Source organism: Legionella dresdenensis (assembly GCF_042649825.1).
Lineage (GTDB): Bacteria > Pseudomonadota > Gammaproteobacteria > Legionellales > Legionellaceae > Legionella_C > Legionella_C dresdenensis.
In genome coordinates, this window is the sequence record NZ_JBHSAB010000020.1 from 1 (window position 1) to 17,481 (window position 17,481).

Consider the following 17,481-nt stretch of genomic DNA (forward strand, 5'->3'; position numbering starts at 1 on the left):
GCCCCGAAGGCATGTGGCGTATTCTACTCATCCCAGCGGCAATGTCAAACCTTTTTTGCAATTTTTTTAATTTTTTTGTGTTTTTATGCCTTTCCACATAAAATCTGTCTAAACTCATAGTAAATAACACAATTTTTATCCATTATGCGCTTCCTAATTATTCTATTTTCATTATTTAGCAGCCTGTGTCTTGCAGCAACGCCAGGTTGTTATTATTCGGCAGGGAGTAATAAACAGGTATGCGGTTTTAATTGTATTAATGTTCATGGCCGGGTTAATTGTGCGCGGACACCAGATCAATCTTGTGTGGCGGATAATTTGGGGCGTGTCGCCTGTGGTTATGGTTGCGCTCGTTCGCCATTGAAGGTTATCTGTTCGGATACAAAGGGCTATATTTGCGTTATTAATAGTTATAATGAATTTAAGTGCGGACAGGGTTGCTATATAGCTAGTGATAATCAGATCAGGTGTAAGGAAAATTGATTATTTTTTGCGTTGGTAACGGTAGAAGGTAAGATTGTAGTGGTTTTTTTCGTCCTGAGCATGTTCTTCTTTATATATGCATTGCCATCCTGTCTCATTAAACGGTGGGAAAAAAGTGTCTGCTTCGAATTTATGGTGAATAACCGTTAAATATATTTGCTCGGCAAGCGACAATGCTTGCTGGAATATTTCTGCCCCGCCAATAATCATCACTTCTTCAACATTACCGGCGATCACAATAGCTTCGGACAAGGAATGCGCTATGCTGATTCCGGTAGCAGGCACCATTGTGCGCGACAAAATAATATTGTGGCGGCCAGGCAAAGGCCTGCCTATGGACTGGAACGTTTTTCTACCCATTATAACGGGCTTGCCCAAGGTGTTTTTCTTAAAGTAACTTAAGTCAGCGGGCAAATGGCACAATAACTGGTTGTTTTTACCAAGACCATAATTTTCATCAACCGCAGCTATCAAACTGATTTTAGTCATACTTATTCCGCTGGTCTGCCATAGAGAAGGCTGTTTCCACTGCAAAAAACAAGCTGCTGTGCTCTGCATTTCCTGTACCAGCCAACTCCAGAGCAGTACCATGATCAACTGATGTGCGGATAATCGGCAACCCTAAAGTGATATTGACGGCCTGACCAAAACCTGCATATTTAAGAACGGGCAGTCCCTGATCATGGTACATGGCCACAAATGCATCAATATTAGTTCTTTTACTCTGAGCAAACATCGTGTCCGCAGGGTAAGGTCCGGTTACGTTTATATTCCGGCTGCGCAGAATAGCCAATGCTGGCGAAATTGTATCAATTTCCTCGCGCCCGAGATAACCGCCCTCTCCTGCATGGGGATTTAAGCCGGCTACGTGGATGACAGGTTGGGCAATACCAAAATCCTGTTGTAACGAATAATGGAGTTTTAAGATAACATCAATAATTAATTGTTGAGTGATCGCAGATGGTACTTTTTGTATTGGCAGATGAGTCGTAACCAGCGCAACCCTCATGGTTTTGCAGGCCAGCATCATAACAACAGTCTCCACACCGCATTTGTCAGCAAAAAACTCTGTGTGTCCAGTGAAGGGGAAGCCAGCCTGGTTAATGACTGCTTTATTAACTGGTGCAGTGACCAATGCTGAAAATTGGTTTTGCAGGCAGAGCGAGGCAGCCAAATCAAGCATGGCAAGAACATGCGAGGCATTATTTGGTTCAAGCTTGCCGGGAATAACATCTACCGCACAAGGTAACGAGAGTATTGGCAAAACATTTTTTTTCTTATGGTATGGCTGATCAGGATCATAATCAACCAACTCAACGGTCAAACCCAGTTTATCGGCACGCTCTTGCAATACCTGTTTATTGCCGATAACTACAATTGGTAAATCCGATTCTGCCAACGGTAAACAAATATCAGGACCAATCCCCGCTGGTTCGCCGCTGGTTACAAGGACTGGCTTCACGCCAGATCCTTGTCGAAAATTTTGATGTAGGCATTAGAGCGTAAATGCTGTTGCCAGTTTTGTACCGCTTCAGTAAATTTGCGCTGTTGCAAATATTGTCTGACCTGCTGGCGTTTGAAACCTTCAGAATCATCTACTTTTTTTCGCTCCAGCACCTGAATTAAATGCCATCCAAAAACGGATTTTACTGGTTTGCTTATCTGATTCAATGGCAGCTTGTCCATTGCCTTTTCAAATTCAGGCACTAATTCACCCGGACTAACCCACCCCAGATCCCCGCCCTTAAGAGCACTGGTCACATCGACTGAATATTGTTTTGCCATAACCGCAAAATCTTTGCCTGATTTCAACTGTTGATAGAGGTTATTTATTTGTTTAGTGGTTTCTTCAGCAGTAGTGCTCGCTCCCTGTTTCAATAAAATATGACGAACATGCGTTTTTATCACTTCGTGTTTTTCGTTGTTGCCGCCAACGGCAACCAGTTTTATCAGTTGAAAACCATTTCCAGCCCTGATTGGGCCTGACACCTGTCCGGCACTCATATGCACAACTTCTTTTGCAAAAATATCAGGTAATTCTGGTAAATGGCGCTCACCCAAATCACCGCCCTCAAGAGCAAATTCGCCACTTGATTCGGCAATTGCGATTTCGCTGAAATCACCACCCTTTTTGATTTTTGCCAATAATTGTTCTGCTTTTTGACGCGCTTTTTTAACTTGTTCTGTTGTTGGTTCTTCGGGCAGGGGAACAACAATATTCTGTAAGTGATAGGTTAGCTGAGTCTGATCCGGTAATTTGGCCTTTTTTAAATAGTCTTCAACTTGCTGAGGCGATACAACCACTTCTTTCCCGACTGCTTTCTGCTGTATACGGCTGATTAAAATTTCTTTTCGGATATTTTCCCGGTATGTATCCCACGCCAGGCCCTGGCGGCCAACTTCTTCGCGCAATTGCTCAACGGTCAGATGATTGCTATCCGCAATTTTAGCGATCGTATCATTGAGTTCATTATTATCGATAGTCAAATCATTCTGCTTGGCTAACTGCAACTCAAGGTCAACATCAATTAGATGTTGTAGAACCTGTTTTTTCAGAATGTTATCGGAAGGAACCTGCATATTTTTGGCAGAAATCTGTTGGCGGAGCAGATCAACTTGCGCGTTAAGCTCGCTTGCAGTAATTACTCCATCATTCACTACCGCCACTACCCGATCCAATGGTTGGGAAAAAGCTACGACAGGAAGAAGCAACCCTATCAACACACTACGTTTTAACATGCAATATTTCCTCTTTTACTCTTGCAGAAATCGCAATTCAGGTGATTTTTTTCAGTTATCAACCATAAAACGGCAGTATATCAAAATTGTGTCGCGATAGAAAATAGTGTTTCGTCTGCTATTTATTCAGATTATCTTAAGAATTTACTGCTATATTTGAATCAAATAGATTATTAAAAATATACAAATGATTAAAATCGTGCAGGAAAATCATAACGTCTTTGAGGGGAGCTCCATTAATGAGGTCATTGAGTTCTTTTCGTTGCACGAATCAAAACCCAATGTCCGCGCAATTACCAGATTTACGCTTGAGCTGGATAACCTGACTTTGTCTACTGAACAGGTGCAGCTCTTAGCGGATTATATTGCTGACCATGAGCGCAAAACAGCGTTCCGGATTAATATTTCAACTGCGAATCCAATGCCTGAAGCCCAGCAAGAGCAACTTGATAATGCCTGCTTGCAGGCAACACGCCATCAATTCAGCCAAAGACATAGCGATTTGATTAATGAAACCGTTAATGTGCAGGCAGCGCCCATTACCCGAGTTCGGCGCACCAAAATCAATATGTTAAATGGCGATAATTTAAACCTCTCAGTGCAGAAACAACATCAACAACAACAACAGCAGCAACAACAACAGCAAAATACCAGCAAAGCAGTGAAAAAACGGATTATCGCTAATACTACCAAAGAGGAAATAACGGCTGCGCAAACCAATGTTGCGTCAGCAAGGCTCGGTGAGTTAATCGATAAGAACACCATTGAAGCAAAACTCGGCAACTATACCAGAGAACGTTACCCAGAGCAGACGCCTGATTTACTTGAGATTTGGGATAATCTGGTCAGCAAAAGCGCAGATAGAATCAGTAACTTAAATTATAAGATTACTCATGTCCAGAAACAGGCCATGGAGATAATTATTCAGTTTTATCCTGAGTTTAGCTATGGACTGGTGTATGATAATTTACCTTCCGGCTTTTATCTGGTTCAAACCTCCGATCAAAAACAGGTACTTTGTTATAGTGATGCGCCAGAATACCAATATGCCAATCATCCATTACGGATTACCCTGGAGAGTAAAACGCTTGATACGCTAACCGGAACTTATCGCCAGTTTTTACCCGCTGCTATTCGATGTCAAAAGCCCGATGCATCCGATGCTTATATCCAGTCAGCTTTAACTGGTAATAACGAGGCTTTAGCACAGGATATTCCAAATTTTGCCGAGTACGAACGCCGGTTTCATCATTTAACAATCTCAGAGCTTGCACACTCCAGACATAAAGAAGCATTACTGTTTTTTTTACATGAGATAGCAGGCGCTGAAAGCCCAAGGGTATCGGAAATTAACCGTATGATGCAGGCCTTGAATCTGGAGGATTACCATTATCAAGGCCTGGCCAAAATACTGCTCCATCAGGGCGATACGGGTGTATTGGTATTTTTGAAAAAAATGGTGAAACTTAAAAATAACAGCTTGTTTACTCATTTTAATGAAGTTTTTCTGAAAGACAGCCAAAATTATCCTCTTTTCCTTGCTGAAAACAGCTTGAGAAACCTCGATAACCTGGCCGCGTTCGACAATAATACCCGAGCCTGGTGGGAGTTGCTGACGAGCCAACACCAGCGAAGCGGCGCTCGAACGGAATTTAATGAATTATTTGCAGCCTTTAATCATTTTATTGAGCAAAACGACAAGCAGGGCACTAAGTTAACCCTCTCTTGCCCGGCTCAGAATTGTAAACATCTTAAAATTACGTTAAATCGTATCGAAAAAATTCTGCGTCGCGCCCATGACAAACAGGAGCAAATGAATTGCCTTGAAGGCCTTGATTTTAGCGCTGACGGAGCCTGTTTTGCCAGCGAGCATGCCAATTATTGGTTAGTTAGCAAGCAGATGGAACTCAGCGCTAATCATGAATCTGCCAAGGGTTTACATTACATGGCTTCCACGAGAGACGGGTTATACCACCGACTTTTAGGCCGCAAGGTGAATTATCAAACGAGCAAAAGAGTGTTTTATCGTTATTTGGGCCAACAAAAAGCGGCCTTTTCGTTTGATATTTATCAAAAAATAGAACAGGCAATTGCCGATAATTTGAATATCAGTCTTGCTGAAAAAAAATTATACCTGTATCTGGCAGCCGTGACTTTAACAGGTAATAATCCCGTCACAAAATGCACCGATCCACTTACTCAATTTCAACAGTTACAGGCCAAAATACAAACTATTATCGCGCGCCTTAACCTTACCGCCTCCAATCGCCTTGGCAGCGCACCCTTCACTGCGGCGTTTGAGATACTCACAGATTGTGAGGAAAAATTCGCACTATCACCCGAACATATTACTTACTTACTGACACAGATAGAAGAATCAACAGAGAATGATAATCAGTTAATCGCGGCCTTCTGGAGCACACTGCGGTTGTTTGCTGCGTACCCCGGACAGGCTACTGAAATCCTGCTTTGTTTCAAACAACGAGCGGAAAAAGACAAAGAAGGTTACTCAAAAATAAAAACCGCTGATATGGAACACCATACCGAACTGTTCTCTACGCTTACACCGGTCTTAAATGCCGCGGACATGAATGAATCAGATAAGCACGCTTTCACGAGGTTCCTTGCCTGTCTGGACATTTCATTCACCGAAGGAACCTACCAGGAAATTATAGAGTTAGTAACAGATATTAAAAATTTGGATCAAGGTGTTAAACAGCCCTTGCTTGCCCGGTTAGGTGCGATAAATATTTTACGCTCAAATGAATTACCTGATCTGAACAGCATAAAAAACATTATTAACGATGTAAAAGCGATAGATTTAACTCGCCGAAGTAGTTGGGGCATTAATCAGGACATCAATAACAGCTTAATACAACATATCCCGGCAACAATTATAGGTAATGAAGCCCTTAAAACCGCAGATAAAGATCTTTTATGGCTACTGTACAGCTGTTCTCCTGTTCAGAATCTTGAAAAACTCCATCGAGATATAGAAAACGGCATAAAAGATTTTTCTGAGAACTTTGCCGGCAGACTTATAATCAAAAATATTAAGCCCCATGCTGAACAAGTGTTAGCGCTGCTGATGGAATATATTAATGCAATTAAAAAAGAGACCGCCACTCTCGATGAGTTATTAGCGATAACAACCAAAATTGAACAGAAGCTTCCGGACTTATTGAATGAAACGGTAGCCGGTTTGTCAATTCGTACGCTGTTGATAAAATTCGTGCAAGCAGCTCCTGGCCCAACTGACATTAAAGAACTGGCATGCAATACATTCAAAAGCGGTCTTTTGGTTGACTTTTATAGACCCCGTATTGAAGAAATTCTAGGCGATGAAATTAAAGCCGCCATCCAGTCATTACAAACTGGCAATACCGCTTTTAACACCTGGTTAACAAATCATTTTGCAACCATTCCTTCGTTGCGCATGGATCTGGCGCTTAAACAGTTTGATGGCAACCTTACTACATTAAGAGGCTTTACTAATGCCTTAATCGAACTTAAGAACACGAGTGAAGCTGATTTCCGAAAAACCATCAATTACCTTGTTGATGATGAAAAATACAAATTACTACTCATACCTGACTTCACTGCTCTACTGACAAAATTATTTAAATCAGGCTACCCGATAGCCGAGCAGGTAACCGTTATTTTTCAGGCGATTGCGGGACAGAAAATAAGCTCGGAACAATTAAAAAATGTCTTCGACCATATCGAGCTGTTAATAAATCAAAAGAGCTATATTTCACAAGAAACGTACCACATGTTACTGCAACTCATGGTGCGTTATAGTTTAAAACAACAATCGCTGTTCCCCTTACATGAGGTTATTTCACTTAAGCAACTTTCTGGCCTTGAGCGTAAACAGGCAGACGAATTATTTAACAGTATTGTTAAAGTTGCTTATCACGCCCAAAATGACGCCTACCCGCTCCTGCCGCAACTAACCGGGAAAATAAGTTCGTTGATCACAGATAAAATAGCAGACGCCACGTATCTGGTTAGTTTCATCACCCTGCTTCTTGAGCGCTGCCAGCAATATAATCCCGATGAAATCAATACCATTATGAATTTGATTGACGCCTTAAGCCAACACTCTTCAGAACAGTTGGAACAGATTATTACCATAATCAATAAATGCGTCTACAACTCTGACCAGGTAAATCTGAATGCGATCCAGGCCTTATACCAACAGCTGATTGCTCATACTGAGATTATTCCACAAATAGCTAATCTCTTTATCAGCCAGCCCTACCCGCCTATCCAAAAGCTGACTGAGACATTAGCAGGGGGAAAACAGGAGGTCGAGTACTATATCAATCATTTTGATTCCGATCCTTTTGGTTTAAGACAGTCCACTGCCGATGAAACAAGCGCAGACATTTTATCCCGCCAATTTGCCAGCGATCGCATCCTTGATGCAGTAACGCAAATTAAACAGAAAGCAGACGGCAGCTATCTTACTGCGGAGCAACAATTTGAATTAACCCGGCAACTTGCTTACATTAATGCGCTAGGGAAAGATACTGCGCTGATCATTGAGGATCGTGAATACTCGAATTTAATTCAGGCTTCCCGAAAAGAATTGTCAGAACTGGCTCACAAACTTAGTCAGCCCTGCAGTGATGAAAAAGAACAATTACATCGCAGATTGCAATTGCTGGCGGTAATGCGTGAATTGTTCTACCGTAGCACCGGCATACTGCCGCACACAACTCAACTTTTATCCGTGTTATTGTCAACAGTTTATTCCGGTAATTTGACCATGGAAATTCAAACCGGGGAAGGAAAAAGCATCATCACGCCTTTATTGGCCGCCATGCAATGGTTTGAGCAACAGGGCAAAGTTACCGTTAATGTCTGTACAGCTAACCGGGGATTAATTGACCAGGATTATTTTCAGAAAGGTGCGGTTAATTTCTTCCAGTCTCTGCAAATCAACTCCGCTGTTATTGCAGATAATTCACCAGCCGGAAGTTATTGTATCGGCGGGATCAATTATTCAACGATAGCCGATTTGTCGCTCTATTGTTCCCGGGCAAGACTCGAAGGCGAAGCGCTTAATAAAATTGAAGATGGCCGCGAACTGGCAAGTGATTTAATTCTGGATGAAATTGATAAAGAAACCCTTGATAGTAAAACGTTATTTAATCTGTCGATAGCAGCTAAAGGAGCAGACCAGGAAAATCCGTATACTTGGCTTTACCCGCTAATTAATCAATTTATTGACCTGCCATCCTTTAAACGGCTACCAGAAGAAGACCGCGATGCATGGTCTGCCAGTGAAGATCTGCATCAGTTAAAAATTTATCTTTATGAGCAGACCAATGACTACGCGCAAAAAGAATTATTGCAACAAATCAGCAATCAGAAATTTGACAAATGGCTGGATGCAGCCTGTATCGCCAAGGGTCTGCAGAACGGCGTCCATTATATTATTGCCAAACAAAACGACGATGAACAGAGTAAACAGTCAGAAGCTGTTCCTTTAATTCAGAACAGCCCGCAATATGGCGCGACCTTCAGTAATGGCGTTCAACAATTTCTTCATGCCCGGCTACAGAAAGATGAGCCGCAATCTCATTTTGTTATTGAACCAGAATTATTGTTTGTGGCCAGCGAATCCAGCCGTGATCTGATTATTCATTATCGGGAGAATGGCCGGATTATCGGCATAACAGGAACTGCAGGCACTACGGAAGAATTAATTGAACAGGAGAGCAAATTCGGCTTAAAAGCGATCGCCATCCCAAGACATAACAAACGTAATCGCCAAAAACTGGAAACCATAGTCAGTTCAAATGACGAGCAACAACTTGAAGAATTGAAAACAATCCTGCTTAAGGAGGCACAGAAAAAGCCCCATCAAACACCTCCGTCATTGCTGATTAACAATGATATTAAAGCAGCCAATAAAATGTATGGCGTATTATCACAGACTCTGGCCGGAAGCGGATTAATTGTACAAATTATAACCGGCGAAGAAACTGAGGCAGAAAGGCGAAAGCGAATTGAAAATGCTGGCTTGCCAAATTATGTGACGGTAACAACATCTCTTTCGGGACGTGGTGTTGACATCAAACCTCAATCAGAATCAGGATTGTTTGTAATCCAGACTTACCTGGCTCCGAAACGAGATACCCGTCAGTTTATTGGCCGCTGTGCACGAAACGGTATGGCAGGAAGGTATCTGGCAATATTCAGCGGCAATGATTTTCTTCATAAATATGATCTGCCTTCATTGCAGGCCATGAATTCCAGGCAGCGGAAACAAGCAATCACAGCATTGCAAAAACAAATGGCTGAAGAGGCAGCTGTTGAACGCCATTTTGTCCAGGAAGTAGCCGCTATTCAGCAAATATTTGTTCAACAATTTGAGATATGGCAGTATCTGATGCTACGCGACCTGGATCCTGTCTTAAAGGAACGTACCATAACATTTTTGTTAAGCAAGCGCGAAGAAATGCTCACGGGCTTAGCCGATTTATGGCAACAATGCCTCGATAGCACTGATCCTGAGAAAAAACAGGCTAATCTGTATGTCAGAAGAAACAATGCAGGTGAACTGGAATATCAGGAACTCAATAAAGCCCTGAAACAATTTGAAGACCAGGCCATAGACCTGTGGCATTCCTTCAGTACTGAGCTGGAGACAAAATACAATACCCTGCCTATGGCGGAATATAGAAGCAGTCAGGAACTACTCCAATATATTCAGCACTTTGATCCGCGGCAAGAGCTGGATATACGCCATACCAATATGCGCCAGCAAAAACGTGAAATACAGGCTGAAAATAGAAGCGCCAGAAATCATGCGAAATACGCGCTTGATCCTGAGGGCGCTATCTTGCATTTTGATAATAATAACCTCGAATTAGCCAAACGCCAGCAGTTGGCTGAGGCTTCGGCGCTATCGGCATTCCGCTTGTTAAAAAATGATTTTGATGAGGTATTACAGCAGCTTCCTAAAAAACATCCGTTAAAAAATAAACTGACTTTTAATCTCGGTAATAAAGATGTTAATACTCTGTTTGATACCTTTGCCAGTAACCTCCGAACCTACAATCATGATCCAAAGCTTGAGCAGGCAATGAAATATAAAATGCAGCCGGTAGCAATGGAGTTTATCGCGCTTTGTAACCGTACTCAAAAACAGTATCCGGATTATGATTTCAGCCGTTTTAATGATATCCGGCAAGACTATATTAATGATGCCACAGCTGGTCTGATTAACTACCTGGAAAAAAATCTGGCATGGGCAAAAAAGGAAAACCAGGGATTCGCATACTGGTTTGCACGCAGCGCGGTGAAAACAGCAGCCGCAGAATTGTTAGCAGCGATTGAACAAATTAAAAGCGCGCCGGATGGCGAAAAAAATCAGGCATTAAAAAATCTGTATAAAATACTTCATGTTCAGCAATACAAACTTAAAGATCTCTGGATTTTTTTCAGAAACACGCGCAGCGTCATTAATAAAGCCATACAGGCATTTGCCAATATTGAATATATTGGCGCTCTGCCAACAACATTCAAAACAGATTATCAGGAAGAAGCAATCCTGGCGATTCATTTGGATAATTTTATGGCCATACTTAACAAATTGAATCAAAAACATGACCAGAATAAGCAATGGCAGCAAATGACAAGCGAATTGCAAGCCGTCATGAATAAAAATAATGGCCTGTTTGTCTTTTTTGAACTGGCGCATTGCCTGTCTGCTTACAAAGATCGATTTAACACCAATAAACACCTGCGCCCGGCATTACAGCAGTTGATTAATGAAATCAATGCCCAAAAGAGTAAAGTTGATTGTCAACACAGTTCGCTGTTGCAGCAAAGCCGTTATCTGAGCAAGAAAGAAGAGGAATTACAGCAGCAATTAAAGGACATTGCGGGCGTTACTATCAATGGATTACAGGTGCGATATGGTCACACAGGATTTCAGGAGTACTTTGATTTAATTATCGAAGGCCAGGACCGGGATAATTTATTACCCGGATTTACCCGATACAAATCGGCTATGCTTACAGAGATGCTGGCAGATTTAGCGCAATGCCGGATAAATATACGGCATTATCAGGACGAATTAACCAGCAGGAAGGACTATCTGACCACTCATTTTTCGGCCTCGACAACAACCAGTTTGCCGACAACTGGCAACTCCGAAATTGATGCATTAATCGCTGAACATAATGCGTTATACCAACTGATAATTGCGCCGCCTGCGTTTGAGAATATCCCTCCGGTGCAAGACTGGAGGGTTCCTGAACTAAAGGTTATCTATACGCGCCTTGAGAACATGTCTCTTAAAACGCTTGATGCCAATAACGTTCCCTTCGCTAATATTTCAGGATTTACTGAGCAGGCTGCAAGTATGCTTCAGTTGAAAAACAACCTTGAAGTACAAATACGGGATAAACAGAAGTTAATACATGCACTGGAAAAAGAAATAAAAGAAACTGTGTCCGTTCAAAAGCAAAGCGGATTCGCCAGATTAAAAGGATTGGCTACTCAGGCGCAAAAGAAATTAGTCAGCGCCGCTAATGGTGATTTACCGCCAGAAAAGCAACTTGAACATTGCAACCAGGAACTCAACAGGCTTACAACCGAGTTAACAAAGCTGAGCGGCACTTTTGAAAATTACAAACAGGGATGGCTGACTGATGTCCGCAAGCAAATCGATAAACGTATATCATACCGGCTTCAGGTCAAAGCGACGGACATTAAAAATGCAATCATGGAGCGTCAGAATATGGCCCAAAGTATGCTGGATTCATTACACGAAAGAGCTGATTTTCTTACCAAAAGAACAACTGCGGAAAAACAAAAAGGTGCGGTTATAACCAGACGTTTTTCGAACCTGACTGAATTGCTTGAATTCCAGACTAAAGTACAAACGTTGCCGAAGGCGGCGATAGAGAGTGCACCTGAGAGGGTGACTGGTGCAGCGAAGCGAGACGTGCCGCGACCTGATTCTGGCTCCTCCATAAAATTGATGTAGGTTGGGTCGTTTGACCCAACATGGGTATCAGACAAAGTCCTTTCAATGATTGAAAATCGGATGTTGGGTCAAACGACCCAACCTACTGGTTCTTCCATGACGCCCCTACCGCTCTAGTTATGGAAATTATCGCGGTAACCTGGGATGTAGGTGCGGATGACGCTTGATGGATTGCTATAGCCTAGTGTGCCCAAGCCTTTCAGCAATACCTGCAGATAGACATTATTATTGTACTGCGGCCTTAACTGCGGGCTTAAGCTCTGGAAAGTCCTGCCGCCAACCAGCCGAGCTGCCCAGCAACAATTGTCATATTGAAGGCCAAAAAATGAAATCATTTCATAACGCTTGCTGATGTTATAGCTGAATGCTCCCAGGCTGCTCCATTTTTCAGTAAATGGCCAAGCATAGGAAAAAGTCGCCTGATGTAGCGGATTATTCTGAATATTGCTATATGCAACCTGAGTTATATCGCCATTAACCAGATAAGTATAACCAAAGCTCAGAATCTTGTTAGCATCAGGGGCCGGTTGATAATGAAAATCAACGTGTGCGTTATTGGTATCATGTGCATACGTATCCCAGACATAATCACCGGTCACCGCCCAAGTGGAATTAAAGTGATAGACAGCTCGTGATGCGATCGGCGAGGACTTGGCAAGCGGTGATAAATAGCCCAGAGTAAGCGGGCTATCATAGCAATACCCCAAATAGCTCTGGCACAATTGCACTCGCCGCTGATCAAAATACCGGATCTGGCCAACAGTAAAACTGGCGCGTTCGGCACCGGTATTGTCAGATAACCAGCGCGTGGTTACTGCGTATGATAATTGGTTAGTATCGCCTATGCGATCAAATCCGGAAAAACGGTTAGTGCGAAATAGTTGATCAGTATTAAAAATCATATACGCCGAATCATAAACCGGGATTTGGGTCTGATCATGATAGGGGACATATAAATAATATACTCTGGGTTCAAGGGTTTGCGTCAAGGGCTGATTGAACCAGGACGTAGTGCTGCGGTCAAAATACAGCCCACTATCAAAACTGTAACGCGGAATAGTCCGATCGTAATGGTTCTCGATAAGATTATCATTGTGTATATCGTAATAATTTTGCACCAGTTCCATGCCTGGCGTGAAAAATCCCCATGGTTTGAGATAGGGCAGCGACAATTGCGGGTTCAGGAAATAACGCGGCCCTTCCGGCATAGTCTGAATACTGTTAGGCCATTTAAAATTATCAAGCTGGCCCAGCACGTTAAAATTAGCATTCAGCGGCAAATCAGAATAACTGCCATAGGCCATAAGCTGCGGCAAACGCTGATAAACATCGTTGACTGGCGTCTGATCAATAGGTTGCAAGGTTTGGTAGCTTTGTACCATCCCCTTAAATACCCAATTATCGGTAGTATAGGTTAAATCACCTTCCCGTTCCAATTGCCGCTCAGTCAATATAGCCAGGTTACTGCTGAAATCTTCCTGATAATAATCATCCGATACCTGATGCAAATTGATTCGCAATCTTAAATCAGGGTTAATCTGAGTGATATCGTTAAACTGAACAGACCAGCGATCAGTTGACGAGTCCCGTAACTGTGGATAGAGCCATTCGTTCTGATGCAGAAACTTCTTATATGCATGGTCATCAGGTAAAAAATGACCATTAATCTGGCCGGCTGAATTTTCAGTCAGATAACGGAACTGGCCGCCTAACATTACACCGCGCAGCGTATAAATACTGGGGGTAATGGTTGCATCATAATCAGGCGCAATGTTCCAGTAATAAGGCAGGGAAAAATTAAATCCGCCAATATTGGAATAGCCTTTTGTCGGCAATAAAAATCCGGATTTCCGCTCTTTGGAGGTAGGAAAACTGAGATAAGGAGTGTAAAAAACAGGAACTTTGCCGATTACCAGTTTGGCATCACGCGCCACACCGGTTTTATCGGCATCATTTAAAGTTATTTTTTCCGCCGCAATATGCCAGGCATAATCCTGGGGAGAGCAGGTACTATAAGTTGCTTTTTCCAGCAGATAATCTTTGTTGGCAAATCGCTCGATAAGCCCAGCCCTGCCCCATGCCGGCAATATGGCGCTCTGGCGTCGGGAATCAAAACGATACAAAACATCTTCCGCTTTACCCGATTTATCCTGCGTATTAATGGTCACTTTGCGCGCAACCATTAATCGCTCAGGTTCCAGATAAGTAACGGCGCCTAATAATTCAATATGGGTTACCTGATTGGTTTTGGCATCACGGTACACATAAGCAGTCTGGGCATTCACCACCCGATTGGTCTGTTGGACCTGAACATTGCCGGATAAAGTTGAGCGGCCCTGATTATAAAAAGAGACTTTATCAGCCTGCACCCTGATTTCATCAGGCGATACCAAAGGCTCAACCGTAATCGGCCTGTACCCCCCGCCACACATGCTGGACACACTTCCTGACTCCCAACCAAGGCAACGTGCAAACTCAACGCTCATTGCGTTACTCATAGTCATATCGCGCGGGATCACGCAAGCCTGTACCGGCTCAACCAAAACCTCGGTTGCGTAGCTGGCAGTATGGTCAACAATCAGCAAAGCAAGCACACTCAGCGACAATATCACTGATGGGGCTTTTCTGTATCGTTTATTACCGGCTTGCAGCTGTAATGAATTTGCCTGACCTTTCACCCATCCAACCTTAACACGACCACAAATAAAAACTGGGAGATGAGTATATACTTAATGGTCCCGGTTTTGCGATATTTTGCAAAAAGAATTTACCAGGACGGGGATTGCAGATTGCTTTGGCTTTGGTTACTCTTTCGGCACAGTATTTGTTTCTGAGTAATAATGGATAACCGATTCAATCAGTTGCAGCTATGGTTAACAAGCGCGTTGCAGACTGATTCTTTTTTATTGACCCCATTGTCTGGCGATGCCAGCTTCCGCCGCTATTATCGCCTTGCCTGTCAGGGAAAACAGTATATCGTGATGGATTCACCGCCTGACAAAGAAGATATTAAACCATTTATTGCAATTGCCCAGTTGCTTCGTAACCATGAGATTAACACACCGCAAATTCATGCTCTGGATGAAGCGCAAGGCTTTGCAGTTCTTGCTGATTTTGGTGATTGCCTGCTGCTTGCCAGATTAACCGACCATAGCGCTGATGCGCTTTACAAACAAGCAATGGCGGTATTGATCAGCATGCAAGGTACACCGGGCAGTTCATTACCTGCGTTTGATCAAGCATTCATGCTGAAAGAAATGGCCTTATTTAATGAGTGGTTTATTAACCGTTACCTCAAATTGGCGTTAACCCCGCAGGAAGATCAATTAATCCGTCAGACATTTGACTGGTTAAGCCGTGAAATCAGCCAGCAACCAATCGTATTTATCCATCGTGATTATCATTCGCGTAATATTATGGTTCAGGAAGACGGTCAGCTTGGCATTATTGATTTCCAGGATGCCATGCGCGGTCCGGTAACTTATGATTTGGTTTCGTTATTGAAAGACTGTTATATCCAATGGCCGCGCGAACAGGTTATTAATTGGCTGGAATGGTTTTATCAGCATATGGACCTGCAATATAAAACCGTAACGTTCCCGGATTTTATCAAGGCTTTTGATCTCTGCGGCTTACAGCGCCATATCAAGGTGTTGGGTGTTTTTTCCAGATTGTACCTGCGTGATAATAAAGCCGGGTATTTAAAAGATCTGCCCCTGACTCTTACCTATACGCTTGAGTGTCTGGCTTGTTATCCGGAACTCTCCGATTTTTATCAATTTATGCAGGCAAGGATACAACTTCCATGACAACGGCAATGATTCTGGCTGCCGGCAGAGGCGAACGGCTAAAGCCCATCACTTACTCTACGCCCAAGGCAATGTGCAGAATAAAAGGCATTCCTTTAATCGAAACGCATGTGACTAATCTGGTAAAGGCAGGCATTACCCGCATTATTATTAACCATGCTTATCTTGGCGATCAGATTCGCCGCCATCTCCGTGATGGCCGTCAATTGGGTGCGGAAATTATTTATTCCCCCGAGCCGCCCGGCGGGCTGGAAACCGGCGGCGGGATATTTCATGCTTTACCGTTATTAGGCAAGGAACCGTTTATTACGGTTAATGCCGACATTGTTACTGATTTCAATTTTGAGCAGTTGCAATTACCAGCTGATTCATTGGCTCATCTTGTCCTTGCGGTGCCGCCACAAGCTAAACAATCAGGCGATTTTGGTCTGGAACAAGGGAAAGTGGTGAATACGCCCCGGCAATATATTTTTTCCGGCATTACCTGTTATCACCCTGAGGCGTTTGCTAATTGCGAGCGCGGACGGTATTCAGTCATAACGTTGTTAAGGCAATTGGCTGACTCAGGCAGGCTGACAGGCAGCCTGATGAGCGATTACTGGATAGATATCGGTTCAGTGCAACGATTGACACTGGCCCAGCAGCAACGGTAATCCGTTAGCGCCCCATTCCACCGGAACTGGCTGTTGGCGCTTCTGGCTCAGCAGGTGTTTGCCCTGCTTCCTGGCGGGCGGCTGGTTGTTGTGCAACCGGTTTTCCTTCCGTGACATCGGCCTTGATATATTCAGGTGGGAACGGACGCTGTTGCATTTGAACTTTAACTCCCCTATCCGCATAGAACTTGGCCAAACCTTCCTGCTTATCCTCAATAAGCTGCCTGATTCGCTCAGCATCAGCTCTGGAGGGCTTGCCGGCTTTATCAGTTACTGTTTGGCCCTTGGAATCGGCCTGATAAAGTACGCTTTCATCATTCACAACCTGTTTTTCAGCCAACCAGGCATTTAATAAATAATCCAGTTTCTTTTGCAAAGCCGGGTCGAGCGGCGCGCCTTCACTTGAAAAACCTCTGACGAGTTGGGCAAAATTGGTTTCAATAGCATAATCGATTTTGACTGACTTACCCGCAAGTTCATCGATAATCGCCTTGGCAGAATCCTGGGAGACATTCCGTTGTAGATTTTCAAAACCTGACCTGTTTGGCATTTCGCCTTCCCAAGGATTTGAGCGATCCTTCTGTAATCCCATATTATCAACAATTTCTTTAAGCGGAATTAAAAATTCTCTTGCGCCTTGAGCACGGGGATTGCTATCAATTCTTTGTTCTAATTGCTGTATAAAATACTCGTTAGCCTGATTATCCGAATCGGATTGTGTGAGCTCGAAACACTTCACAACAGCTGGTTTGGGAGGTAAAAATATAGACTGGGCTAAGTCCGGCAT

8 protein-coding genes are annotated in these 17,481 nt (G+C 43.2%); 3 read left to right on the forward strand and 5 right to left on the reverse strand.

Annotation, left to right across the window (positions count from 1 at the left end):
• Positions 1–483: 483 nt before the first annotated feature.
• Genes ACFORL_RS08400 through ACFORL_RS08410 form a run of 3 tightly spaced genes read right to left on the reverse strand, consistent with a single transcriptional unit; the run spans position 484 to position 3,222 of the window.
• Positions 484–972, reverse strand: a complete 489-nt coding sequence (locus ACFORL_RS08400) for a dihydrofolate reductase (protein WP_382342991.1) — start codon at positions 970–972, stop codon at positions 484–486.
• On the reverse strand, positions 965–1,945 hold the full coding sequence (pdxA, locus tag ACFORL_RS08405) for a 4-hydroxythreonine-4-phosphate dehydrogenase PdxA (protein WP_382342993.1): 981 nt from the start codon (positions 1,943–1,945) through the stop codon (positions 965–967). Before pdxA ends, ACFORL_RS08400 begins: the two co-directional genes overlap by 8 nt.
• Entirely contained in the window at positions 1,942–3,222 is a 1,281-nt protein-coding gene (locus ACFORL_RS08410) for a peptidylprolyl isomerase (protein WP_382342995.1), read from the reverse strand. Before ACFORL_RS08410 ends, pdxA begins: the two co-directional genes overlap by 4 nt.
• Before the next feature lie 187 nt (positions 3,223–3,409).
• Between ACFORL_RS08410 and ACFORL_RS08415 the strand changes: the two genes are divergently transcribed.
• Positions 3,410–12,232 carry a hypothetical protein gene (locus ACFORL_RS08415; RefSeq protein WP_382342997.1) on the forward strand — a complete coding sequence of 2,941 codons (8,823 nt, stop codon included), beginning with the start codon at positions 3,410–3,412 and terminating at the stop codon, positions 12,230–12,232.
• 113 nt (positions 12,233–12,345) lie between these two features.
• Here ACFORL_RS08415 and ACFORL_RS08420 read toward each other — a convergent pair whose 3' ends face one another.
• Positions 12,346–14,844: an LPS-assembly protein LptD gene (locus tag ACFORL_RS08420; protein WP_382343095.1), complete on the reverse strand. Its 2,499-nt coding sequence runs from the start codon at positions 14,842–14,844 to the stop codon at positions 12,346–12,348.
• Positions 14,845–15,072: 228 nt separating this feature from the next.
• Here ACFORL_RS08420 and ACFORL_RS08425 point away from each other — a divergent pair, with 228 nt between their 5' ends.
• Together ACFORL_RS08425 and ACFORL_RS08430 are read left to right on the forward strand one after the other, a co-directional pair.
• Positions 15,073–16,041: an aminoglycoside phosphotransferase family protein gene (locus tag ACFORL_RS08425; protein ID WP_382342999.1), complete on the forward strand. Its 969-nt coding sequence runs from the start codon at positions 15,073–15,075 to the stop codon at positions 16,039–16,041.
• Positions 16,038–16,694, forward strand: coding sequence for a nucleotidyltransferase family protein (locus tag ACFORL_RS08430; RefSeq protein ID WP_382343001.1), 657 nt, complete (start codon positions 16,038–16,040; stop codon positions 16,692–16,694). Before ACFORL_RS08425 ends, ACFORL_RS08430 begins: the two co-directional genes overlap by 4 nt.
• Before the next feature lie 4 nt (positions 16,695–16,698).
• Here the strand turns inward: ACFORL_RS08430 and ACFORL_RS08435 are convergent, their stop codons facing one another.
• Positions 16,699–17,481, reverse strand: coding sequence for a hypothetical protein (locus ACFORL_RS08435; protein ID WP_382343003.1), 783 nt, complete (start codon positions 17,479–17,481; stop codon positions 16,699–16,701).

Bases quoted from the DNA above. Each gene is read 5' to 3' on its own strand.
- ACFORL_RS08425 (WP_382342999.1), top strand. From the start codon at position 15,073: ATGGATAACCGATTCAATCAGTTGCAGCTATGGTTAACAAGCGCGTTG.
- ACFORL_RS08410 (WP_382342995.1), bottom strand. From the start codon at position 3,222: ATGTTAAAACGTAGTGTGTTGATAGGGTTGCTTCTTCCTGTCGTAGCT.
- ACFORL_RS08400 (WP_382342991.1), bottom strand. From the start codon at position 972: ATGACTAAAATCAGTTTGATAGCTGCGGTTGATGAAAATTATGGTCTT.
- ACFORL_RS08415 (WP_382342997.1), top strand. From the start codon at position 3,410: ATGATTAAAATCGTGCAGGAAAATCATAACGTCTTTGAGGGGAGCTCC.
- ACFORL_RS08430 (WP_382343001.1), top strand. From the start codon at position 16,038: ATGACAACGGCAATGATTCTGGCTGCCGGCAGAGGCGAACGGCTAAAG.
- ACFORL_RS08435 (WP_382343003.1), bottom strand. From the start codon at position 17,481: ATGCCGGACTTAGCCCAGTCTATATTTTTACCTCCCAAACCAGCTGTT.